This is a genomic window from Prauserella flavalba (assembly GCF_003202235.1).
GTDB classification, from domain to species: Bacteria; Actinomycetota; Actinomycetes; order Mycobacteriales; family Pseudonocardiaceae; genus Prauserella_A; species Prauserella_A flavalba.
In genome coordinates, this window is sequence record NZ_MASU01000002.1 from 271,302 (window position 1) to 291,394 (window position 20,093).

Genomic DNA, 20,093 nt, shown 5'->3' on the forward strand with positions numbered 1-20,093 from the left:
TGGGGTCCCGACGTCGCAGGGGCAGAGCGACGCCGGGACCAGGCCCCGTCACGACCGGGCGCGGTCGGTCGAGCGGGAAGACTTGAATGCACGGAAGTACCCCTGGGCAAACGACTGCATCGGAAACGCCGTCATGACCGGTGAACGGCGAGCGCCCAGAAGTTGATCTTGGTTTGGACGCACTGCTCCCGGCTTACCGGGGCAGGGTCAGTCCGGGGTGGTGGTGGGCAGGGCGGCTTCCCTGCCTGCGCCGTCGGCGTCGTGATCGCGGCTGGCTCCGATGAGCCGGAGCTGGGTCAGGGTGGGCGCCCAGCTCAGGATGCCGTGGACCGAGCGGCCCGCGGTGCTGTTGTCCTGAGGGGCGGCGATGCTGCAGGTGCTGCCCGCGAAGCTGACCGGGGCCGCGGGCAGCGGGCTCACGGGGCCGCCTCCGCCGGGCGCGCCGCCGCCACCGGCCTCGGCGGCATCGGCGGCATCGGCGGCGTCCGACTCCGGCGACCACGGGACCGGCGTGCCCGCCAGGCGCGTGCCGTCGGACTGCACGGCCGGCTGCGGGGTCACGGTCGCTGGCCGGTCCTGCGCGGGCGTGCGCACCGGGGCGGGCCCGGCCGGCACGGTCGCGGGAACCGGCTCGGTGGGCACCGCGACGCCGCCGTCGCCGCTGCCCGCCTCGGGCGCCGAGGGCAGCTCGAGGTCGACCCCGGGCAGCGTGACGCCGAGCTCGGGCAGCGTGGGCACGTCGACGATCGGGGCGACGCCCTCCAGTGTGCCGTTGATGGTGCCGGTGAGGCCGTTGACGGTGGTGTGCACCGTCTGGGTCACGGTGCCGACCGTGTTGTGCACCGTGGTGGTGACGGTGCCGACGAGGTGGTTGACCGTGCCGAGGAGCCCGCCGACGGGCGCCTTGGGGGTGTTGGTCTGCTGCTCGGGAACCACCGGCGCGGGCGGCTCGACCTGCGCGGCGAGCGGCGCGGACTGCTGCGTCGGCTCCGGCTCCGGTGCGGGCGCCGGCGCCTCGACGGGCTCGGGAGCCTGCTCGACCGGCTCGGGAGCGGCCTCCTCCTCCGGGGCGTCCGCGATGGCCGCGTGCTGGACGGCGGGTTCGGCGGCCTCCTCGGGCAGCACCGGCTCGGCAACGTCGGCCGGTTCCTCCTCCGCGACCGTGCCTGCCACACCGCTTCCGTGGTCACCGGGCTCGTCGGTGCTCGCCAGCGCGGCGGAGGACAGCAGGGCGGCGAGCAGCCAGCCCCCGGCGGCGACGCCCACGACGATCAGCATCCGAAGCAGGGCAGCCGAGAGGAGCTCAGGTGCGCGCACGCCACCCAATCTCCTCACCGGAACCACCGCCGTCTGCCAGTTGATCTTCCTGAACCCGTCTGACCAGGCCGTGCCTAGGCCGGGACTGCTATTTCTAGCATCGGTGGGGAGTGTTTCACCTCGTGCGCGTTCGATCCACCCCGGACGGCCCAATCATTGCCAGCCCGTGGAGTCGTTCGATCGCCTCATCGAGCACCTCGTCACGCTTACAGAACGCGAAGCGGAGCACGTGATTCCACCCTTCCGGGTGGTCGGTGAACACCTTGACGGGCACCGCGGCGACCCCCACTCGTTCCGGGAGTTGCCAGGCCAGCTCGGCCGCGTCGGTGAAGCCGAGCGGCCGCACGTCGGCGCACACGAAGTACGTGCCCGCGCTCGGCCACACCGCGAAACCGGCCTCGGCCAGGCCCTTCGTGAGCCGGTCACGCTTCGCGGCGAGTGCGGTGCACAGGTCCTCCACCCAGCCCAGCTCCTGTTCGAGCGCGTAGGCGACGGCGGGCTGCAGCGGGCCGCCGGAGACGAACGTGAGGAACTGCTTGGTGGCCTTCACCGCGGCGACCAGCTCCGGCGTCGCGCACACCCAGCCGATCTTCCAGCCGGTGCAGTTGAAGGTCTTGCCCGCGCTGGAGATCGACACCGTGCGCTCGCGCATGCCGGGCAACGTCGCCAGCGGAACGTGCTCGTTGTCGTCGAACACGAGGTGCTCGTACACCTCGTCGGTGATGGCGACGAGGTCGTGCTCCACGCACACCTCGGCGATCGCGGACAGTTCCGCGCGAGTGAACACGGTGCCGGTGGGGTTGTGCGGCGAGTTGACGAGGATCGCGCGGGTCGCGGGCGTGACGGCGGCGCGCAGCGCCCCTGGATCGAGTGCGAACCGCCCCTCCGCGGACACCAGAGACACGACCCGCCTGGTGGCGCCCGCCATCGCGACCGAGGCGGCGTAGGAGTCGTAGTACGGCTCGATGACGATCACCTCGTCGCCGGGCTCGGTCAGCGCGAGCAGGCTCGCCGCGATGGCCTCCGTGGCACCGGCCGTGACGAGGATCTCGGTGTCGGGGTCGTAGTGGGTGCCGTAGCGGGCCCGGTGCGCCGCGATGGCCGCGCGCAGCTCCGGACGGCCGGGGCCGGGCGGGTACTGGTTGGCGCCGCCGAACAGCGCGTCCCTCGCCGCGTCGAGCATGCCCGAGGGGCCGTCGGTGTCGGGGAAGCCCTGCCCCAGGTTGACCGCGCCGGTCCGCACGGCCAGCGCCGTCATCTCGGCGAAGATGGTCGAGGTGAACGGCTGCAGGCGGGGGACGAGTACTGGTTCACGCACGATCGCTCATCCTCACGGACAATGAGGGTGTGGAGCAACCGAGGTTGGCGCCGGCCCAACCACCAGGCGGGCTGGCGCGCGACGAGAGCAAGCGGCGCGGTCTGCGCAGGATGAAGCTGGTCGCGCTGTCGTTCCTGCTCGGCGCGACGGTGCTTTTCCTGCTCGCGAGCTGGGCACAGTCGGCAGGGTGGGGTCCGTGGGTCGGCTACGTGCGTGCCGCGGCCGAGGCGGGCATGGTGGGTGCGCTGGCCGACTGGTTCGCCGTGACGGCGCTGTTCCGCCACCCGCTCGGGATCAAGATCCCGCACACGGCGATCATCCCGAACAAGAAGGACGTCCTCGGCAGCAGCCTCGGCGACTTCGTCGGTTCGAACTTCCTCTCCGAGACCGTGGTGCGCGACAAGCTGCGCCGCGTCGAGATCGCGCGCAGGACCGGCGAGTGGCTCGCCAAGCCCGAGAACGCCGACCGTGCCACCGCCGAGCTGTCCAACATCGTGCGCGGCGCGGTGACCATCCTGCGTGACGACGACGTGCAGGCCGTGCTGGAGCAGGCGGTGGTGCGCAGGGTCGTCGACCGCGACTGGGGCCCGCCGCTGGGCAAGCTGCTGGAGCAGGTGCTCACCGACGGCGCCCACTACCGGCTCGTTGACCTCATGTGCGACCGCGCGTACGAGTGGGTTCGCACCAACCACGCCACCGTGCTGCGCGTCGTGTCGGACCGCGCGCCGTCGTGGTCGCCGAAGTTCGTCGACGAGATGCTCGCCGACAAGGTCTACGGCGAGGTGCTGGCGTTCGCGTGGGCGGTCAAGACCGACGTCAACCACCCGATGCGGCTGGCGCTCGACAAGTTCCTCGGCGAGTTCGCGCAGGACCTGCAGAAGGACCCCGAGACGATGGCGCGGGCCGAGCAGGTCAAGCAGCAGCTGATCCAGCACCCCGAGGTGCAGAAGCTGATCGGCTCCGCGTGGTCGACGGCCAAGGACATGCTGCTCACGGCGGCCGAGGACCCGTCGAGCGAGCTGCGAAGGCGCGTCCGGGAGGGGCTGCTCACGCTGGGTACCCGGCTGCAGTCCGACCCGGCGCTCGCGGGCAAGGTCGACGGCTGGGTGGAGGGTGCCGCGGCCTACGTGGTGACCCACTACTCCAAGGAGATCACCACGATCATCACCGACACGGTGGAGCGCTGGGACGCCGACGAGACGTCGCGCAAGGTCGAGCTCCAGGTGGGTCGCGACCTGCAGTTCATCCGCATCAACGGCACGGTGGTCGGCGCGCTGGCCGGCCTGGTGATCTACACGGTCGCCCAGGTGCTCTTCTGACGTCATGGGCGAGGTCGAGTCCGCGAAGCAGGACATCCGGCAGCGGGTGTGGGAACTGCTGGAGCGGGAGAGGCTCGCGCGGTTCCCGGGCGCGCGCGGCCGGATCCCGAACTTCGCGGGCGCCGAGGAAGCCGCCGCCGCGCTCGCCGGCCTGCCCGAGTGGGAGGCGGCCTCGGTCGTGAAGGCGAATCCGGACGGCCCGCAGCTGCCGGTGCGGTCGCGGGCGCTGGCGGCGGGCAAGCTGCTCTACATGGCGGTGCCGAAGCTGACCGCCGCGCGGCCGTTCGTGCTGCTGGACCCGGTGAAGGTGGAGGAGCGGCCCCGCAGGGCGGCGGCGAAGGACCGGGCTTTGCGGCTGGGCCGGTCGGTGTCGGTGCCCGAGATGCGGCGCGTGGATCTCGTGGTGTGCGGGACGGTCGCCGTCAACCGCGAGGGCGCGCGCGTCGGCAAGGGCGGCGGGTTCTCCGACATCGAGTTCGGGCTGCTCGTCGAGGCCGGTCTGGTGGACGACGACACGGTGATCGCCACGACGGTGCACTCGCGGCAGGTTCTCGACGAGCCGCTGCCGGAGACCGACCACGACTTCCGCGTGGACGTGGTCGTGACGCCGGACGAGGTGATCAGGGTGCCGGGGAAGAAGCGGAGCACCGGGATCCTGTGGGACCACCTGCCCGAGGAGAAGATCGCGGCGATCCCCGCGCTGGCGGCCCGCCGGCCTTAGTGGGTCACCCGCCCGAGGACACCCGGCTGGGGGAGGTTATCCACAGTTGGGGAAGTTATCCACCGAGTTGTCCACAGGCTCCTCGCTCTGTGGAGCGTTCCCGGAAGGTCCTCGCCTTCTGGCGGTTACCGCAGACCTTCATCGAGCACCACGTGCGCGAACGGTTGCGTGACCGGTCGTAGAACGCCCACCGGCAGTCGTCGGCCGGGCAGATCTTCACGCGGTCCCATTCGCCTCGTACGGCAAGGCGTGCCGCCGCGGCGAACACGGCACCCAGGGCCGATGAGGCCGCCAGCCGCGGTCCCTCCGCCGTCAGCGTGACCTCCACCGGTGCGCCGACCTCCCCGGATGCGGCGTCCGGGTCGCCGACGGAGGCGCGGAGGGCGTCCCTGGCCCGCACCGCGTCGGCGAGCGCGTCGGCGCGAAGGCCCCGTTCACGCGCCCACGCCTGCCAGTCCGGCTCCGTCCGCAGCACGTCGGTGTCCTGCTCGACGTCGACGGTGTTCAGGAAGCCGAGCACGAGGGAAACATCGGGGGGCACGTCACCAGTGTATGGCCGACGGTGGTTGCCTCGGCGCGTGCGTAACCACCATACTGCGTTGACGAGTTATCAGGAGGTAGCGATGAGTGCAGGTGTCAAGTTCGGCTGCGTGGCGCTCGACTGCCCGGACCCGTACGGGCTGGCGGGTTTCTACGGTGAGCTGCTCGGCTGGAAGATCCACGACGAGAACAAGCCGGGCGACCACTGGGTGACGCTCGTGAACCCCGATGGCGGCGCCGACATCTGTTTCCAGCGGGATCCCGAGTACCTGCCGCCGACGTGGCCGTCCAACGAGCGCGCGCAGATGCTGCACCTCGACTTCGACGTGCCCGACATCGACGCCGAGCACGACCGGGTGCTGGGGATCGGTGCCCGCCTGCTCGACGACAAGCCGGAGACCTTCCGCGTCTACGCCGACCCGGTCGGCCACCCCTTCTGCCTCTGCGCCTGCTGACGGCCCAACTTCCCTTGGGGAGCGTTGGTCAGAACTTGGGCAACGCGTGCGAGCGGGTCAGGGCGGCGGGATCCGAGAAGGTGAACGCCGCGCCTTCCTCGCGGTACAGCTCGGCGTAGCGGGCGACCCGCTCCGCGTCGAGGGTCACGCCGAGGCCAGGCCCGGTCGGCACCGGGACGCAGCCCTGGTCGTAGGCGTCGATCCCGCCGCCGAAGCCCACCGTCACGTCGTCGGCCAGCAGCGCGCCGTACGCCTGGTTGGCGTAGGTGAAGTTGGGCGTCGCCGCGATCGCGTGCACGGCTGCCGCCAGCGCCACGCCCAGCTCGCCGAGGCTGTGCTTGACCACCGGGAGCCCGGCCGCCTCGGCGATCCCGGCCGAGCGCTTGAGGTTCAGCAGCCCGCCGTCGAGCTGGTTGTCCACCGACAGCGCGTCGGCCGCGCCCGCCCTGATCACCGCCAGCTGGTCGAAACGCGTCCAGCTCGCCTCGTTGGCCAGCAGTGGCACGTCGATGCGGCCGCGCACGTAGGCCATCTCCGCCAGGTCGCGTCCCGACACGGGCTGCTCCACGAGCTCGAGTCCGAACCGGGCGAGCTCGCCGATCACGCGCACGGCCGTGCCCGGCGCCCACGCCTCGTTGGCGTCCACCCGTAGCCGGGCATCCGGCCCCGCGCCGTCGCGCAGCGCCTCCACGCGTTCGACGTCGGCGCGCGGATCGTCGGAGCCCACCTTGAGGTAACACGTGGAGAAACCGGACTTCACCGCGAGCCTCGCCTCGGCGGCCACCTGCTCGGGCTCGCCGCGCGCGACGTAGTAGAAGCAGTCGACGCGGTCGCGGAATCGTCCGCCGAGCAGGTTCACCAGCGGCTGCCCGCACACCTTGCCCGCGATGTCCCAGCACGCCATCTCCACCGCCGCGATCGCCGGACTCGTGGCCTTGACGTGGTGCCACGTGCCCACCAGCTCGATCCTGCGCACCAGCCGTTCCACCGCGAACGGGTCCTCGCCGAGTACGAGCGGCTCGATGCTCCGCAGCACCGCGAGCACGATGTCCGCCGACGGGTACGCGGCGGCCTCGCCGAGCCCCGTCACGCCCTCGTCGGTCTCCACCTCGATGAGCACGCTCACCTGGCCACGCCGCCTGCCGAACGCCCAGACCTCCTCGGCTCGGTACGGCACGGCCACCGGGGTCGCGCGGATCGCCGTGATGCGCATGGTCAGCTCACCACCGTGAGGTCGCGGGAGGTCCGGGTCAGGAACTCGGTGCGCTCCGGGGTCACGAACACGGTGTCGGAGACGACGTGGCCGGGTACCCACGACATGAGGTGGAAGGTCATGCCGGCCAGTACGCGGGTGTCGCCTCCGGGGCGGATGCCGAGCACCTCGCCGCCGCCGACCCAGCTCGGCGGGAACCCGATGCCGACGAGGTAGCCGCAGTGGTGCCGCGGCACGGTCACGCCCGCCGCCGCGTGCCAGGCGGCGTACACGTCGCCGGTGCGCGCGCCCGGCCGCAGCGCCGAGCGGGCCGCTTCCAGTCCGGCGTGCGCGGCCGCGTGCGCGTCCGTGGCGCCCTCGGGCGGTTCGCCGACGTAGACGGTGCGGCTCAGCGGCGCGTGGTAGCGCCGGACGCAGCCCGACAGCTCGAGGAACAGGCCCGTTCCACGCGTGAGCGTTCGTGGCCCCCACGACACGTGCTCCTGCTCCAGCATCCACAGTGGACGGATCATGGGCACGAACCCCGGCTGTTGCCCCCCGGTGGAGTAGAGCGCGTGATGCACGGCGGCGGCCACGCCGTGCTCCGCGGTGCCCTCGCGGGCGCTCGCGATCCCGGCGGCCATCGCGGCGTCGGAGATCGCGGCGGCCGCGCGCACGAATGCCACCTCGTCGGCCGTCTTCACCGCCATCGCGCCCGTGAGCAGCGGCGTCGCGTCGGACCATCGCCGCCCCGGCAGCGCGAGCCGGGCCCTGGCGTGGATGGCGGGTGGGAAGAACATCGCCGCGTCCTCGGTGGCGATCCGCCCGCCGGCGGGGACGTCCGCGAGGGCGCCCGCCACCGCGGACGCGGGGTCGGTGCCGTCGCCGAAGGTCACGTGGCGGCACTGCGGCACCTGGGCGCGCACGGTCGGGCGCTCCATCTCGCGCGTCACGAGCGCGAGGTCGCCGTCCCTCGGCACCACCAGGAGCGTGAACGCGAAGTAGCCGTGGTGGTCAAGGCCGGTCAGGTAGTAGATCAGCTCCGGGCTGGCGAGTGCGACGGCGTCGAGGCCGTGCTCCGCCATTCGCGCCCGCAGCGAGGCGACTCGGGATTCGGGGATCACGAGGTCAGGATGCGAGCGCGGCGGCGTAAGAACCAGTGACGATTTCTCGGGGTTGGCGTTAGCTTTTCTACATGCCCGCAGAGCTTTACGACGTGCGCAGGCTCCGGCTGCTGCGGGAGCTCTCGCGGCACGGCACGATCGCCGCGACCGCCCGCGCCTGCTCGCTGACGCCGTCGGCGGTGTCGCAGCAGCTCTCCCTGCTGGAACGCGAGGTCGGCAGCAGGCTGCTCGTCCGCGACGGCCGCACGCTCGTGCTCACCGAGGCCGCGCGCGTGCTCGTCGAGCACACCGAGGACATCCTGGCCGGGCTGGAGGCGGCGAGGGCCGGGGTGGCCGAACTCGCCGCGAGTGTGAGCGGTGTGCTGCGGTTGGCGGCGTTTCCCACCGCGGCCCGCGCGCTCGTGCCCGGTGCGATCGCACGTTGCCGCGCCGAGCATCCCGACCTGCGGGTGCGGCTCACGGAGCTGCCGATGCCGGAGGCCGTCGCCGCCGTCAAGGCGGGCCACGTCGACCTCGCACTCGTCTACGGCTACAGCCTCCTGCCGAAACCGCGCGACCCCGGCGTCGAGACCGTGCCGCTGTTGCGGGAGCCGCTGCTCGCGGCGCTGCCCGCGGGACTGGACGACGGCGAGGGACCGCTTCCGCTGGCCCGGCTCGCCGACGAGCCGTGGATCGCCGCCGACCGTGACGACGACCTGCACGAGCTGATGCGCCGGGCGTGCGGCGTGGCCGGGTTCGTGCCGAGGCTCGACTTCACCAGCTCCGACTACACCGTGATCTTCGCGCTCGTCGAGGCCGGGCTCGGGGTGTCGCTCGTGCCGAGGCTGGCATTCGAGTCGCTGTCGGCCGACGTCGTGTTGCGCGAGGTCAGCGAGCCGAGCGTGGAGCGGACGGTCTCGGCGGCGGTCAGGGCGGGCAGCGCGCGGAATCCGCCCGTCGCCGCCGTGCTCGCCGCTCTGCGCGAGATCGCCGCCGAGGCGGGCGGATATGCGTAACCTGTCATACGTGATTTGTCCCAAGTGCCAGAACCACATGACGACGGTCGACAAGGGCGGCATCCACATCGAGCAGTGCAACGGCTGCCGCGGCATCTTCCTCGATCGCGGTGAGCTGGAGCAGATCATCAGCGCGGAGAACGCCTACTACGGCGGGCCCGCTGGTGCGCCGCCGCCGTACCAGGGCTCCGGCGGCCACGGGCCGACGAAGCACTACGCCGACTCACCCCGTGGTTACCGTGGCCACGGCGGTGGCCACTACCAGGACTCCCCGCGCCCGTACGGGGGTCACGGCGGGCACGGCGGCTACCGCGACTCACCGCGCCCCTACGGCGGGCACGGTTACGGCCGCGGGCACCGCAAGCGCAGCTTCATCGAGAACCTCTTCGGCTGATCATCCGACCTTGCTCGACCTGAAGATCTGCCCGGAATGCGGCGACCGCGCCGACGTTCCGGCCGTGGAACAGGGGCGGCTGGTGTGCCTGCGGTGCGAGCACCGCTGGGACTTCCACCGGCTGCCCCTGTTCGCGCTGACCGGTCCCAGCGGCGGTGGCAAGTCGACCGTGGGACCCGAACTCGCCCGGCGCCTCGCGGGTGAGGCCGTGGTGCTGGAACAGGACGTGCTGTGGACGGGCGGCCTGCGCGACGACGTCGACGGGCATCCGCTGTTCCGCTCCACGTGGTTGCGGATGGCCGCGATGATCCACCAGAACGGGCGCCCCGTCGTGCTGTGCGGCACGGTGGTGCCGCCCGAGTTCGAACCGTTGCCGGAGCGGGTGTTCTTCTCCGGTATCCACTACCTCGCGCTCGTGGCCGAGCCCGGGGTGCTTGCCGCGCGGCTGCGGGCGCGGCCGGCGTGGCGGGAGTGGGACGAGCCGCGCATCGCCGAGATGCTGGAGTTCAACGACTGGCTGCGGGCCGAGGCGGCGACGATGTCCCCTCCGGTTGAGCTCTTCGACACCACCGACGCCCCGCTGGAGGCTGCCGTGGACCACGCCGTCGCGTGGGTCAGGCGAGGGGCCAGCTCTGCTCGCCGAAGCGGATCTCCTGGCGCTGCCCTGCCACGCTGATCCGGAACGCTTCGCGCGCGGGGCGGCCCAGCTCCTGCCAGCGGGCGTAGGCGTGCTCGACGAGGTCCCAGAGTTTTCGCTCGCCGCCCTGCTCCACCAGGAACTCGTCGTTCAGGGTGCGGTGGCCCGCCCACGAGCCATCGGGGTGGACGAGGAAGCACGTGTCCCCTCCGCCCGGGTCGAATGCCGCCGTGACGCCGGGCAGTTCGAGGCTCGCGAAGAACTCGAACGGGCTCGCCGGATCGAGCACGTCGTTCACCGACAGCGCCGTCGTGCCCTTCGCGGCCGGGGGACCGCGGTGCCGCAGAACCGCGGTGGTGTCGGCGAGCCGGTGGGCGCGCATGGGCATGAAGCGGCCATCGCGGGCGAGCACCTCACCGTCACCGGTCGCGCCCTCTCCGGCGACGAGGCGGACGAGTCCCGCGCCGATCGGCCGGTTGAGCGTGGTGAGCACCAGTCCGCCCGGCCGGGTCTGTTCCAGCCACGCGGGCGGGATGTGCGAGACGGAACACGTGCACAGCACGCGGTCGTAGGGCGCGCCCGGTTCGAACCCCTTCTCGCCGTCGGCCACCTCGCACTCCGGCGTGTAGCCGATCGCGGCGAGCGCGGCCTTCGCGGCGAGCGACAGGCTCGGGTCGATGTCCACTGTGGATACGTTCGCGTCGCCGAGGCGGTGGCACAGCAGCGCCGCGTTGTAGCCGGTGCCCGTGCCGATCTCGAGCACCCGGTCGCCGTCGCGCACGCGCAGCTCCTCCAGCATCACGGCCATGATCGCGGGCATGCTCGACGATGACGTCGGCGTGCCTGCCACCGGGCCCTCGCGGCGGGCGAGCGCCCAGCGTTCGGGGTCGTCGTCGAGCTGGGTCACGAGCACGCTGTCGGAGTAGACGGTGCTGAGCCAGCCGGGGTCGTCGCTGTCGAGCGCGGCCCAGTGCGGACCCTTCGGGACGAAGAACCGGGGGAGGAACACGTGCCGGGGCACGCGGCGGAAAGCCTCGATCCACCAGGGATCGGTCAGTGCGCCATCGCGGCGGAGCCGTTCCGCGAGGCGTCTTCGCTCTCGAGCCGCGGAGCTCATCCACCAAGGGTAGTGCTTCCGACGATCGAGTGGCTGCAAGCAGAGTGCTTGCAATAGTTAGCACTCGCGCGTACCATTGGTGGTGTCGCGAGGAGGTGGCACGGAGCTTGACCGAAGAACCACCGGTGGATGGCAACGGTGCGACAGGACCGATCGACAAGGTGGCCGATCTCGGCCGCGACATCGGCGCCTACATCCGCCAGCAGCGCAACACCGCCAAGATCTCCCTGCGGCAGCTGTCGAAACTGGCGGGCGTTTCCAACCCGTACCTGAGCCAGATCGAACGCGGGGTCCGCAAGCCGAGCGCGGAGATCCTGCAGCAGATCGCCAAGGGGTTGCGAATCTCGGCGGAGGCGCTCTACGTGCAGGCGGGGATTCTCGACCTGCCGACGGGAGGGCCGGTGCCGGACGCGATCCGCGCCGACACCGAGCTGTCCGAGCGACAGAAGCAGGTGCTGCTCGACGTGTACGAGTCGTTCCGACGGCAGAACAGCCAGAACGCAACCGAGCAAGCCGAGACCGAGACCGAACCCGAACTCAAGGAGTGAGCACGATGGCGAACACCGGTTCCGAGGACGTCCGCAAGGTCCTCAACACCGCTTTCGAGCAGGTCAAGACCTCGCTGCTGGCCGCGCTGGGCGCAGGTCAGCTCGCCGGCCAGGCCGTCACCGACGCGGTGGGCAAGGCCAGGGAGCGCGTGAGCGAGAGCAGCGAGGTCGCGCGCCGCAACATCGAGGAGCTGCCCTCCGACGTGGAGACGCTGCGCGAGCGCCTCGACCCGGCTGAGCTGCGCAAGCTGCTCGACGAGTACACCGAGGCCGCGCTGAAGCTGTACCACAAGCTCGCCGAGTCCGGTGAGCAGACGTGGGAGAAGTTCCTCGCGCAGCCGCAGGTCAAGAAGAACGTGGAGCAGCTGGAGGAGGTCCTGCACACCGCGCAGGGCCGGGTCGACGAGCTGTCCCACGACGTGCGCGAGCGCGTCGACGAGGTCCTCACCCGCGTGACCGGCCGCACCCGCGAGGCCGGTGAGGAGGCCGCGATCAAGGTCGAGGACGCCGCCGTCAAGGTCGAGCAGGTGAGCAGCGACGTCGCCGACAAGATCGAGGAGGCCTCGCCCGCGTCGCCGAAGACCACCACCAAGGCCACGCCGCGCACGGCGACCACCCGCCGCACCACTGGCACGGCTGCCAAGAAGCCGGCCAACGGGAGCACCGCTCCCAAGAACAACAGCAAGTAACCGCACGTCGCAGGGCCCCGGCACCCGTCAGGTGGGTGCCGGGGCCCTGGCCGTCTTGAGCCACTGACGTAGGCTGGTGGGGTGCCGCTCCTCGCGCTATGGATCGTCTGGGTCATCGACTGGGCCGGGACCTTGGCAGGCCTGGTCGCGTTCGCCCATGCCCTCGTGCAGAGATCGGACGCCTACACCGCGGCCGACCGCATGACCAAGCCCGTCTGGCTCGCCATCACCGGCGGGTCGACCGCCGCCATGCTGCTGTTCGGCTTCTACGGCGCCGGGATGATCTTCTGGCTCGCGGGCATCGTCGCCTCGCTCGTCTACCTCGTCGACGTCCGGCCCAAGCTGATCGAGGTACAGCGCGGCGGCCAGAACTGGTGACGTCGCGAGGCTGAGTACCGTTGCCCTCGTGAGCAACTGGAGCATCGCTGGAACACTGAACGTGGTGCCTGCCGCGCAGCGCACCGACCTCGTCGCGGAGCCGGTCGCCAAGGCACTCGCCGCGATCTCCGAGCCGGTGGGGCTCGCCGAGATCGATCCCGGCCTCGCCGACACCGCCGAGTTCTGCGCCGCCTACTCCTCACCGCTGTCGGCCTCCGCCAACTGCGTCGTCGTGGCAGGCAAGCGGGGCGGGGAGGTCCGTTACGCCGCCGCGCTGGTGCTGGCCACCACCCGCGCCGACGTCAACAACGTCATCCGGCGCAGGCTCGACGTGCGCAAGGCGTCGTTCGCGCCGATGGCCGAGGCCACCGAGCTCACCGGGATGGAGTACGGCGGCATCACCCCGATCGGGCTGCCGGAGGGTTGGCCGATCCTGGTGGACAAGGCCGTCGCCGATTCGCCCGAGCTGGTGATCGGCAGCGGCATCCGAGGAAGCAAGCTCCTGGTCACCGGCGCGCTGCTGGCCTCGCTGCCCGGCGCCGAGGTGATCGAGGGACTCGCCAACTGATCCGAGAAAGGACATTCATGGGCAAGGTCACGGCGACCGCGGAGCGCACGATCGACGCGCCGGCCGACAAGGTGCGCCAGCTCATCGCCGACTACTCCGAAACCAGGCCGAAGATCCTCCCCGAGCAGTACCGCGACTACGAGGTCACCGAGGGCGGCTCCGGCGCGGGCACCACCGCGAAGTGGAAGCTGCAGGCCACGTCCAAGCGCGTGCGCGACGTCGCCGCCACCGTCAGCGAGCCGGAGCCGGGCACGCTCGTCGAGACCGACGCCAACTCGAGCATGGTCACCACGTGGACCGTGCGGGAGGCCGGCCCGCGCAGCCTCGTGCGGATCGAGACCACGTGGGAGGGTGCGGGCGGCATCGGCGGCTTCTTCGAGAAGACCTTCGCGCCAGGCGGTCTCAAGCGCATCTACGACTCGGTGCTCGCCAACCTCGACCGGGAGGTGCGGCAGACTTCATGAGCGCACTGGAGATCAGGCTCGCGTCGCGCCCGCACGGGACGCCGACGCTGGAGAACTTCGACCTCGTCGACGTCGACGTGCCCACGCCGGGGCCGGGGCAGCTGCTGGTGCGCAACACGTGGCTGTCGGTCGACCCGTACATGCGCGGGCGGATGAGCTCGGCCAAGTCCTACGCCGCCCCGTACGAGGTCGGCAAGGTGATGCACGGCGGCGCGATCGGCGAGGTTGTGAAGTCCGATGTGGACGGCTTCGCGCCCGGCGACACGGTGCTGCACGGTCTCGGCTGGCGCACCCACGCCGTGCTCGACCCGAAGCACGCGACGAAGATCGAACCCGGGGCCGCACCGGTTCCGGCGTACCTCGGCGTGCTCGGGCTGACCGGGCTCACGGCGTACGCGGGCCTGTTCGACGTTGCCCACCTGCGTGAGGGCGACACCGTGTTCGTCTCGGGTGCCGCCGGTGCGGTGGGCTCCGTGGCGGGTCAGCTCGCGAAGTTCAGGGGTTCCAAACGGGTGATCGGCAGCGCGGGCACGGCCGAGAAGGTGCGCTGGCTGACCGATGAGCTCGGCTTCGACGCGGCGTTCAACTACAAGGACGCGCCCGTGACCGAGCAGCTCGCGAAGGCCGCGCCCGACGGCATCGACGTCTACTTCGACAACGTCGGCGGCGAGCACCTCGAAGCCGCGATCGACTCGCTGAACCTGCACGGCCGGATCGTGGTGTGCGGGATGATCTCCCAGTACAACGCGACCGAACCGACCCCGGCGCCGCGCAACCTCTCACAGATCATCGCGAAGCGGTTCACCATGCGCGGCATGCTGGTGGGTGATCACCAGCACCTGCGCCAGGAGTTCGTCGCCGAGGTCGCCCCGCTGGTCGCGGACGGCAGGCTGAAGTACTCGGAGACCGTCGTCGACGGCGTCCGCAACGCCCCGCAGGCGTTCCTCGACCTCCTCGCCGGAGCCAACACCGGCAAGATGCTCGTCCGCGTCTAGCGAATCCGCAGTGAAGGCCACCATGCCTGCGCCCGCCCGTCTCCCCCCACCGCCCAGACGGAGGCGCTGCGCGCCGCTATGTTGATCCGACGCAGCGAAGGTGGCCTTCACTGCACGGGGGCGCGGCGGGAACGGGCGAGGACCAGCCCGCCGAGCACCGCGGCGACCAGCCCGGCGACCAGCGCCAGAGCGCCACCGGCCACCCCGTTGCCGGTGCCGAGACCACCGTCGGCGACCGCCAGGCGACCCGGCGCATCGCCGCGGATCGGGCGCTCGCCGAGGTGCACGTGGTGATCCTGACCAACTACGGCCTGGACGAGTACGTCTTCAACGCGCTGCGCGCCGGCGCGGCCGGATTCCTGGTCAAGGACATCCGGCCGGAGGACTTCCTGCACGCCGTGCGGGTCGCGGCGCGCGGTGACGCCCTGCTCGCCCCGTCGATCACGCGCAGGCTGATCGACCGGTTCGTCAGCCAGCCGCCGAGCACCGGCACGGACACGGCGCTGAACGAGCTGACCAACCGCGAACGCGAGGCCGTCGCCCTTGTCGCGCAGGGACTGTCGAACGACGAGATCGCCGAGCGCATGGTGATCAGCCCGGTGACCGCGAAGACCCACGTCAACAGGGCGATGACCAAGCTCCATGCGCGAGACCGCGCGCAGCTCGTGGTGCTGGCCTACGAATCCGGCCTGGTGGCCCCACGCGAGGCCCGCAGTGGTGAATAAGGTGGGCCGATGTCGTCGATCAGGCAGTTCCAAGTCACGTTCGACTGCGCGGATCCCGAGCGCGTCGCGCGTTTCTGGTGCGAGGTGCTCGGGTACGTCGTGCCGCCTCCTCCGGAGGGGTTCGCAAGCTGGGCCGAGTTCAATCGCTCGCTGCCGCCAGAGCGCCAGAGTTCGGCGTTCGCCTGCGTCGATCCCTCCGGTGCCGGTCCACGGCTGTACTTCCAGCGCGTTCCCGAGGGCAAGGTCGTCAAGAACCGCGTGCACCTCGACGTGCGGGTCGGCACCGGGCTCGTCGGTGAGGAGCGCCTCGCGACACTCGAGGCCGAATGCGCACGGCTGGTCGCGCTCGGCGCGGTGCGCGTGCGACTGCTGCCCGCAGACGGCGAGGAGGAGTCGTGCATCGTGATGCAGGACGTCGAGGGCAACGAGTTCTGTCTCGACTGAGCGGGCGGGTTAACCGCAGACGGGCGCCACGGGGAACGTCTGGCAGTAGGTGATCGGGTTGCCGTACTCGGCGACGTCGGCGATGCGGCCGCGTTCCCAGTCGAGGCGGAAGAGGTAGACGTTGCGGTACGGGCGGCCGTCGGCGGTGAGGAAGTCGCCCTTGGCCTCCACGATCGACGTCTCGCCGCCTGCCATCACGCTGATCCGCTCGCCGGTGAACTCGATGCGGCCCATCGTGTCCGCCACCTGCTGGAAGTAGCCGGCGACCTGCGCCCTGCCGACGTAGGCGCCGTCGGGTTCCTGGTTGCCGGAGAAGGTGATCGGGTGCGTGAGCGTGACGTCGGCGGTCACCATCGCGGTCAGCGCGGCGACGTCCTCGCGTTCCAGCGCGTGCAGGAACTCCTGCGTGCGCCGTTCGGTGAGCCGTTCCCGCGGTTGGTCGAGCTCACCCCGTCCACCGGCCGTGGCCGCCGTGCCCAGTGACAGCGTGGCGGCGAGGGCGAGGAGCAGCACGAGGAGTCGCTTGGTTCTGCGCACGGTGAGGCCCTTCAGCATGAGTTGACGTTGTCAACCACGCTAGCCATGCGTGGTTGACAACGTCAACGCCAGGCTGAGGGGGCTCTCAGTGTGACGTGAGGTAGCCGCCCATCTTCGTGAAGAACTCCGTGGCCGCGTACTCGGCGCCGTCGTCGGTCCGCACGCGCTCGATCGCGAGACCGTGATTGCGGCCGAAGCGCGCGTCGGCACCCGCGACGATGACCACGCCCTTGCCCTCGGGGATGAACACGCGCCCGGGCGTGCCGCCGTAGCGGCCCTGCGACACCGACGCCTCCAGTACCCGGATCCGCTCGCCCTTGTAGAAGGTGAACGCATTGGGGTACGGGTCCGACTGCGCGCGCACGAGCCGCTCGATGTCGGCGGCAGGCCACGTCCAGTCGATGCGACTGTCCTCAAGAGACCGTTTGTGGAAGAAGCTCGCCTTCGTGCGATCCTGCGGCGTCCAATCGGTGCGCCCCGCCGCGATGAACGCGAGCGATTCGGACACAACGGGTTCGATGAGGTCGACGGTCTTGTGGAAGAGGTCCGTCGCGGTGTCACGCGGGCCGACCTCCACGGACTTCTGGAGCACGATCGGGCCCGCGTCGAGTTCGCCGTCCATCATGTGGGCGGTGACGCCGACCTCCCGCTCGCCGTTGATGAGCGCCCAGATCAGCGGCGAGAAGCCCGCGTAGGCCGGCAACAGCGAGTCGTGCACGTTCAGCGTGCCGTGCGTGGGCAGCGTGAAGATCTCCGGCGGGATCCAGGTGCGCCAGTTGTTGGCGACGATGAGGTCGGGCTGGACCTCGCGCAGCCTCGCGGTGAGCGCGTCGTCGGGCCGGTTCGCCAGCACCACCTCGACCCCGTGCTCGGTGGCCAGGTCGGCGACGGAGTCGGCCCAGATCCGTTCGTACGCGTGGTCTGACTTCGGATGCGTGACAACCAGTGCCACCTCGTGCTCCGAGTCCAGCAACGCCCGCAGGGTCCGGTGGCCCCACGTCTGGTAACCGAACATGACGACCCGCATCGGCCCCTCCGTGTTCTCGACGGCAAACGGCCTCAGTGAAGCAAGGCTTGCCTAACACCGCAAGGGCTGAGCGGGGGATGAGGATCACCCTCGAAAAGACTAACTGAGGTCCACCTAAGTTAGGTTAGGGTTGCCTCCGTCTGGCTGGAAATCGGCGATGGGACAGGTATGTCACAGGCAGAGCTGCAGGAGGGAACACCGGTCTACGACCTGGTAGGAGTGGGTTTCGGACCGTCCAACCTGGCGCTGGCGATCGCGGTGGCCGAGCACAACGCGGGCACCACCAACCCGGTCACCGCTCACTTCCTGGAACGGCAGGAACGATTCGGCTGGCACCGCGGAATGCTCATCGAGGACGCCACCATGCAGGTGTCCTTCCTCAAGGACCTGGTCACCCTGCGCAACCCGGCCAGCGAGTTCAGCTTCCTGTCGTACCTGCACGCACAGGGCAGGCTGATCGATTTCGTCAACCACAAGAACCTCTTCCCGCTGCGGATCGAGTTCCACGACTACTTCGAGTGGGCGGCGGCGCGGGTCGACGACATGGTCTCGTACGCGCACGAGGTGGTCGCCGTGCGACCGGTCTACGACGGCGGCGACGTGGCCTACTTCGACGTGGTGGCAGGCGACGGTGAGGTCTACCGCGCGCGCAACCTCGTGCTGGCGACCGGACTTCGGCCGTACCTGCCAGAGGGCGTCGAGGCGTCGGAGCGCATCTGGCACAACAGCCAGCTGCTGCACCGGATCGGCGACGTCGACGAGGCGTCCCGGTTCGTCGTCGTGGGCGCGGGGCAGAGCGCGGCAGAGGTGACGGCGTTCCTGCACGAGCGGTTCCCGAAGGCCGAGGTCTGCTCGGTGTTCTCCCGCTTCGGCTACAGCCCGTCCGACGACAGCGCGTTCGCCAACCGCATCTTCGACCCCGAGTCCGTCGACGAGTTCTACGCGGCGCCGGACGAGGTCAAGCAGCGCATCATGGGCTACCACGCCAACACCAACTACTCCGTGGTCGATCTCGACCTCATCGACGACCTCTACCGGCGGCTGTACCGCGAGAAGGTGCTCGGCACCGAGCGGCTGCGCATGTTCAACGTGTCGCGCCCCGTCGAGATCGTGGAGCACGAACACGGCGTGCGCGCGACGATCGAGTCGCTCACCTCCGGCGAGAAGACCGTGCTGGACGCGGACATCGTCGTCTACTCGACGGGTTACCGCTCCGGTGACGTCTCGGCACTGCTCGGCGATCTCGCCGGGTACTGCCGCCGCGACGAGGAGGGCAGGCCGAGGGTCGAGCGCGACTACCGGCTCGCCACCGCGCCCGAGCTCAGGGGCGGGATCTACCTGCAGGGCGGCGGAACCGAGCACACGCACGGCATCACGTCGTCGCTGCTGTCCAACAACGCCGTGCGGTCGGGCGACATCCTTCGCTCGATCGTCGGCGGGCGCGCCACTGGGGGAACCGACAAGCCTGCCGCGGAGTACGCGGTGAGCGGACCACGGTCCGCGTGAGGAAGGAAAACAGGAAGGTAGCCCCGATGTCCCCCATTTCCCTCAGGCCCGCGAAGGCGCGGGTGCGCCTGCCGGCGGCGTTGCTGGCGCTGGTGCTGGGTGTGGTGCTGGCCGGTTGTGGCAGCTCCGGCGACGACTCCGGCAACGCCGGTGACTCGTCGCCCGCGGCCAAGAGCGGCGCGTTCCCGGTGACCATCGAGCACAAGTACGGCAAGACGGAGATCACCGAGAAGCCCGAGCGCGTGGTGACGCTCGGACTGTCCGATCAGGACGCCGTGCTCGCGCTGGGCGTCAAGCCGGTCGGCGTGGTCGACTGGTTCAAGGAGCGGCCCTACGGCAAGTGGCCGTGGACGAAGGACCTGTGGGGCGACACGAAACCCACGATCGTCGGCGAGCGTGACAGCTACAACATGGAAGCGGTCGCCAACCTCAAGCCCGACGTGATCATCGCCCAGTACTCGGGCATGACCAAGCAGCAGTACGACACGCTGTCCCAGCTGGCCCCCGTGGTCGCGCAGCCGAAGCAGTACCCCGACTACGCGGCGCCGTGGCAGGACATGGCCCGCCCGATCGGCAAGGCGCTCGGTCAGGAAGACAAGATGAACCAGCTGATCGAGCAGATGGATCAGCGCTACGCCGAGGTCCGTGAGCAGCACCCGGAGTTCGCGCAGCAGACGGTCGCCGTCGCCGACAGCTTCCAGGCGGGCACCTACTCCGCGTTCACGAGCACCGACCCGAAGGCGATCTTCTTCAGGGAGCTGGGCTTCAAGCTCAAGCCCGAGATCGACCAGATGGCGGAGCAGGGCATGAACGCCGCCGAGTTCAGCTCCGAGCGGCTCACCGTGCTCGACACCGACCGGCTCGTGTGGGTCACCTCCAGCGAGGACGCGAACAACCGCATCAAGGCGGAGCCGCTGTACCAGAAGCTGAAGGTGCACCAGGAGGGTCGCGACCTGTTCGTGCCCTACGAGAACCCGGACATCGGTGCCGCGTTCTCGTTCAACACCGTGTTGTCGATCCCGTACGCCATCGACCAGATGGTGCCTCGGCTGACCGCCGACTCGTAGTCGAAAGGCGTTCCCC

At 70.4% G+C, this 20,093-nt stretch carries 24 protein-coding genes and 1 pseudogene; 16 read left to right on the plus strand and 9 right to left on the minus strand.

Annotation, left to right across the window (positions count from 1 at the left end; genetic code table 11):
* Positions 1-207: 207 nt before the first annotated feature.
* Together BA062_RS03680 and BA062_RS03685 are read right to left on the minus strand one after the other, a co-directional pair.
* Entirely contained in the window at positions 208-1,317 is a 1,110-nt protein-coding gene (locus BA062_RS03680; RefSeq protein WP_110334592.1) for a hypothetical protein, read from the minus strand.
* Positions 1,318-1,432: 115 nt separating this feature from the next.
* Positions 1,433-2,635 carry a pyridoxal phosphate-dependent aminotransferase gene (locus BA062_RS03685; protein WP_110334593.1) on the minus strand — a complete coding sequence of 401 codons (1,203 nt, stop codon included), beginning with the start codon at positions 2,633-2,635 and terminating at the stop codon, positions 1,433-1,435.
* Between the two features lie 29 nt (positions 2,636-2,664).
* Between BA062_RS03685 and BA062_RS03690 the strand changes: the two genes are divergently transcribed.
* Positions 2,665-3,954 (plus strand): DUF445 domain-containing protein, encoded by a 1,290-nt coding sequence (locus tag BA062_RS03690; protein WP_110334594.1) that lies wholly within the window; start codon positions 2,665-2,667, stop codon positions 3,952-3,954.
* Positions 3,955-3,958: 4 nt separating this feature from the next.
* Positions 3,959-4,675: a 5-formyltetrahydrofolate cyclo-ligase gene (locus tag BA062_RS03695; RefSeq protein WP_110334595.1), complete on the plus strand. Its 717-nt coding sequence runs from the start codon at positions 3,959-3,961 to the stop codon at positions 4,673-4,675.
* Positions 4,676-4,730: 55 nt separating this feature from the next.
* Here BA062_RS03695 and BA062_RS03700 read toward each other — a convergent pair whose 3' ends face one another.
* Complete coding sequence (locus BA062_RS03700) at positions 4,731-5,216, minus strand: CGNR zinc finger domain-containing protein (protein ID WP_110334596.1); 486 nt, start codon at positions 5,214-5,216, stop codon at positions 4,731-4,733.
* A gap of 82 nt (positions 5,217-5,298) precedes the next feature.
* On the opposite strand from BA062_RS03700, the gene BA062_RS03705 reads away from it, so the two are divergent.
* The gene (locus tag BA062_RS03705; protein WP_110334597.1) at positions 5,299-5,670 is read left to right on the plus strand and encodes a VOC family protein; all 372 of its coding nucleotides are present in this window, start codon (positions 5,299-5,301) and stop codon (positions 5,668-5,670) included.
* Between the two features lie 28 nt (positions 5,671-5,698).
* Here the strand turns inward: BA062_RS03705 and BA062_RS03710 are convergent, their stop codons facing one another.
* On the minus strand, positions 5,699-6,883 hold the full coding sequence (locus BA062_RS03710; RefSeq protein ID WP_110334598.1) for a mandelate racemase/muconate lactonizing enzyme family protein: 1,185 nt from the start codon (positions 6,881-6,883) through the stop codon (positions 5,699-5,701).
* A gap of 2 nt (positions 6,884-6,885) precedes the next feature.
* Positions 6,886-7,986, minus strand: a complete 1,101-nt coding sequence (locus BA062_RS03715) for a M24 family metallopeptidase (RefSeq protein ID WP_146239998.1) — start codon at positions 7,984-7,986, stop codon at positions 6,886-6,888.
* A gap of 71 nt (positions 7,987-8,057) precedes the next feature.
* On the opposite strand from BA062_RS03715, the gene BA062_RS03720 reads away from it, so the two are divergent.
* From BA062_RS03720 to BA062_RS03730, 3 genes are read left to right on the plus strand one after another with little or no spacing between them, the layout of a single operon-like run.
* Positions 8,058-8,981: a LysR family transcriptional regulator gene (locus tag BA062_RS03720; RefSeq protein ID WP_110334600.1), complete on the plus strand. Its 924-nt coding sequence runs from the start codon at positions 8,058-8,060 to the stop codon at positions 8,979-8,981.
* A complete protein-coding gene (locus BA062_RS03725; protein WP_110334601.1) occupies positions 8,974-9,375 on the plus strand; it encodes a TFIIB-type zinc ribbon-containing protein in 402 nt (133 codons plus the stop codon). Before BA062_RS03720 ends, BA062_RS03725 begins: the two co-directional genes overlap by 8 nt.
* Before the next feature lie 10 nt (positions 9,376-9,385).
* Entirely contained in the window at positions 9,386-10,051 is a 666-nt protein-coding gene (locus BA062_RS03730; protein ID WP_110334602.1) for an AAA family ATPase, read from the plus strand.
* Here the strand turns inward: BA062_RS03730 and tgmC are convergent.
* Positions 9,990-11,129, minus strand: a complete 1,140-nt coding sequence (gene tgmC / locus BA062_RS03735; protein WP_110334603.1) for an ATP-grasp peptide maturase system methyltransferase — start codon at positions 11,127-11,129, stop codon at positions 9,990-9,992. The two genes, BA062_RS03730 and tgmC, sit on opposite strands and share 62 nt — an antisense overlap.
* 107 nt (positions 11,130-11,236) lie before the next feature.
* Between tgmC and BA062_RS03740 the strand changes: the two genes are divergently transcribed.
* The 6 genes from BA062_RS03740 to BA062_RS03765 all read left to right on the plus strand — a co-directional run bounded on the left by BA062_RS03740 (position 11,237) and on the right by BA062_RS03765 (position 14,771).
* Positions 11,237-11,677: a helix-turn-helix domain-containing protein gene (locus BA062_RS03740; RefSeq protein ID WP_110334604.1), complete on the plus strand. Its 441-nt coding sequence runs from the start codon at positions 11,237-11,239 to the stop codon at positions 11,675-11,677.
* A gap of 5 nt (positions 11,678-11,682) precedes the next feature.
* Positions 11,683-12,366 carry a hypothetical protein gene (locus BA062_RS03745; protein ID WP_110334605.1) on the plus strand — a complete coding sequence of 228 codons (684 nt, stop codon included), beginning with the start codon at positions 11,683-11,685 and terminating at the stop codon, positions 12,364-12,366.
* 81 nt (positions 12,367-12,447) lie between these two features.
* The gene (locus BA062_RS03750) at positions 12,448-12,744 is read left to right on the plus strand and encodes a DUF2516 family protein (protein WP_110334606.1); all 297 of its coding nucleotides are present in this window, start codon (positions 12,448-12,450) and stop codon (positions 12,742-12,744) included.
* Positions 12,745-12,772: 28 nt separating this feature from the next.
* Positions 12,773-13,312, plus strand: a complete 540-nt coding sequence (locus tag BA062_RS03755; RefSeq protein ID WP_110334607.1) for a YbaK/EbsC family protein — start codon at positions 12,773-12,775, stop codon at positions 13,310-13,312.
* Between the two features lie 17 nt (positions 13,313-13,329).
* The gene (locus tag BA062_RS03760) at positions 13,330-13,776 is read left to right on the plus strand and encodes an SRPBCC family protein (RefSeq protein WP_110334608.1); all 447 of its coding nucleotides are present in this window, start codon (positions 13,330-13,332) and stop codon (positions 13,774-13,776) included.
* On the plus strand, positions 13,773-14,771 hold the full coding sequence (locus BA062_RS03765) for an NADP-dependent oxidoreductase (RefSeq protein ID WP_110334609.1): 999 nt from the start codon (positions 13,773-13,775) through the stop codon (positions 14,769-14,771). Before BA062_RS03760 ends, BA062_RS03765 begins: the two co-directional genes overlap by 4 nt.
* A gap of 107 nt (positions 14,772-14,878) precedes the next feature.
* Here BA062_RS03765 and BA062_RS03770 read toward each other — a convergent pair whose 3' ends face one another.
* The gene (locus BA062_RS03770) at positions 14,879-15,058 is read right to left on the minus strand and encodes a DUF6223 family protein (protein WP_110334610.1); all 180 of its coding nucleotides are present in this window, start codon (positions 15,056-15,058) and stop codon (positions 14,879-14,881) included.
* Here BA062_RS03770 and BA062_RS03775 point away from each other — a divergent pair.
* Positions 15,011-15,496, plus strand: a pseudogene (locus BA062_RS03775) (LuxR C-terminal-related transcriptional regulator); the annotation flags it as partial. The gene BA062_RS03770 and the pseudogene BA062_RS03775 overlap by 48 nt on opposite strands.
* Positions 15,497-15,505: 9 nt before the next feature.
* The gene (locus BA062_RS03780; protein WP_110334611.1) at positions 15,506-15,940 is read left to right on the plus strand and encodes a VOC family protein; all 435 of its coding nucleotides are present in this window, start codon (positions 15,506-15,508) and stop codon (positions 15,938-15,940) included.
* A gap of 9 nt (positions 15,941-15,949) precedes the next feature.
* On the opposite strand, the gene BA062_RS03785 is transcribed toward BA062_RS03780, so the two are convergent.
* Together BA062_RS03785 and BA062_RS03790 are read right to left on the minus strand one after the other, a co-directional pair.
* A complete protein-coding gene (locus BA062_RS03785) occupies positions 15,950-16,495 on the minus strand; it encodes a nuclear transport factor 2 family protein (protein ID WP_110334612.1) in 546 nt (181 codons plus the stop codon).
* Positions 16,496-16,562: 67 nt separating this feature from the next.
* On the minus strand, positions 16,563-17,504 hold the full coding sequence (locus BA062_RS03790; protein WP_110334613.1) for a methionyl-tRNA formyltransferase: 942 nt from the start codon (positions 17,502-17,504) through the stop codon (positions 16,563-16,565).
* Positions 17,505-17,672: 168 nt separating this feature from the next.
* Here BA062_RS03790 and BA062_RS03795 point away from each other — a divergent pair, with 168 nt between their 5' ends.
* Complete coding sequence (locus tag BA062_RS03795; RefSeq protein ID WP_110334614.1) at positions 17,673-19,010, plus strand: lysine N(6)-hydroxylase/L-ornithine N(5)-oxygenase family protein; 1,338 nt, start codon at positions 17,673-17,675, stop codon at positions 19,008-19,010.
* A gap of 26 nt (positions 19,011-19,036) precedes the next feature.
* Complete coding sequence (locus tag BA062_RS03800) at positions 19,037-20,077, plus strand: iron-siderophore ABC transporter substrate-binding protein (RefSeq protein ID WP_110334615.1); 1,041 nt, start codon at positions 19,037-19,039, stop codon at positions 20,075-20,077.
* The last annotated feature ends 16 nt before the right edge of the window (positions 20,078-20,093 follow it).

Excerpts from the sequence above, each read along its gene's own strand:
- BA062_RS03725 (WP_110334601.1), top strand. The coding sequence starts at position 8,974 with ATGCGTAACCTGTCATACGTGATTTGTCCCAAGTGCCAGAACCACATG.
- BA062_RS03760 (WP_110334608.1), top strand. The coding sequence starts at position 13,330 with ATGGGCAAGGTCACGGCGACCGCGGAGCGCACGATCGACGCGCCGGCC.
- BA062_RS03800 (WP_110334615.1), top strand. The coding sequence starts at position 19,037 with ATGTCCCCCATTTCCCTCAGGCCCGCGAAGGCGCGGGTGCGCCTGCCG.
- BA062_RS03695 (WP_110334595.1), top strand. The coding sequence starts at position 3,959 with ATGGGCGAGGTCGAGTCCGCGAAGCAGGACATCCGGCAGCGGGTGTGG.
- BA062_RS03710 (WP_110334598.1), bottom strand. The coding sequence starts at position 6,883 with ATGCGCATCACGGCGATCCGCGCGACCCCGGTGGCCGTGCCGTACCGA.
- BA062_RS03720 (WP_110334600.1), top strand. The coding sequence starts at position 8,058 with ATGCCCGCAGAGCTTTACGACGTGCGCAGGCTCCGGCTGCTGCGGGAG.
- BA062_RS03780 (WP_110334611.1), top strand. The coding sequence starts at position 15,506 with ATGTCGTCGATCAGGCAGTTCCAAGTCACGTTCGACTGCGCGGATCCC.
- BA062_RS03790 (WP_110334613.1), bottom strand. The coding sequence starts at position 17,504 with ATGCGGGTCGTCATGTTCGGTTACCAGACGTGGGGCCACCGGACCCTG.
- BA062_RS03795 (WP_110334614.1), top strand. The coding sequence starts at position 17,673 with ATGTCACAGGCAGAGCTGCAGGAGGGAACACCGGTCTACGACCTGGTA.
- BA062_RS03785 (WP_110334612.1), bottom strand. The coding sequence starts at position 16,495 with ATGCTGAAGGGCCTCACCGTGCGCAGAACCAAGCGACTCCTCGTGCTG.
- tgmC (WP_110334603.1), bottom strand. The coding sequence starts at position 11,129 with ATGAGCTCCGCGGCTCGAGAGCGAAGACGCCTCGCGGAACGGCTCCGC.
- BA062_RS03745 (WP_110334605.1), top strand. The coding sequence starts at position 11,683 with ATGGCGAACACCGGTTCCGAGGACGTCCGCAAGGTCCTCAACACCGCT.
- BA062_RS03705 (WP_110334597.1), top strand. The coding sequence starts at position 5,299 with ATGAGTGCAGGTGTCAAGTTCGGCTGCGTGGCGCTCGACTGCCCGGAC.
- BA062_RS03765 (WP_110334609.1), top strand. The coding sequence starts at position 13,773 with ATGAGCGCACTGGAGATCAGGCTCGCGTCGCGCCCGCACGGGACGCCG.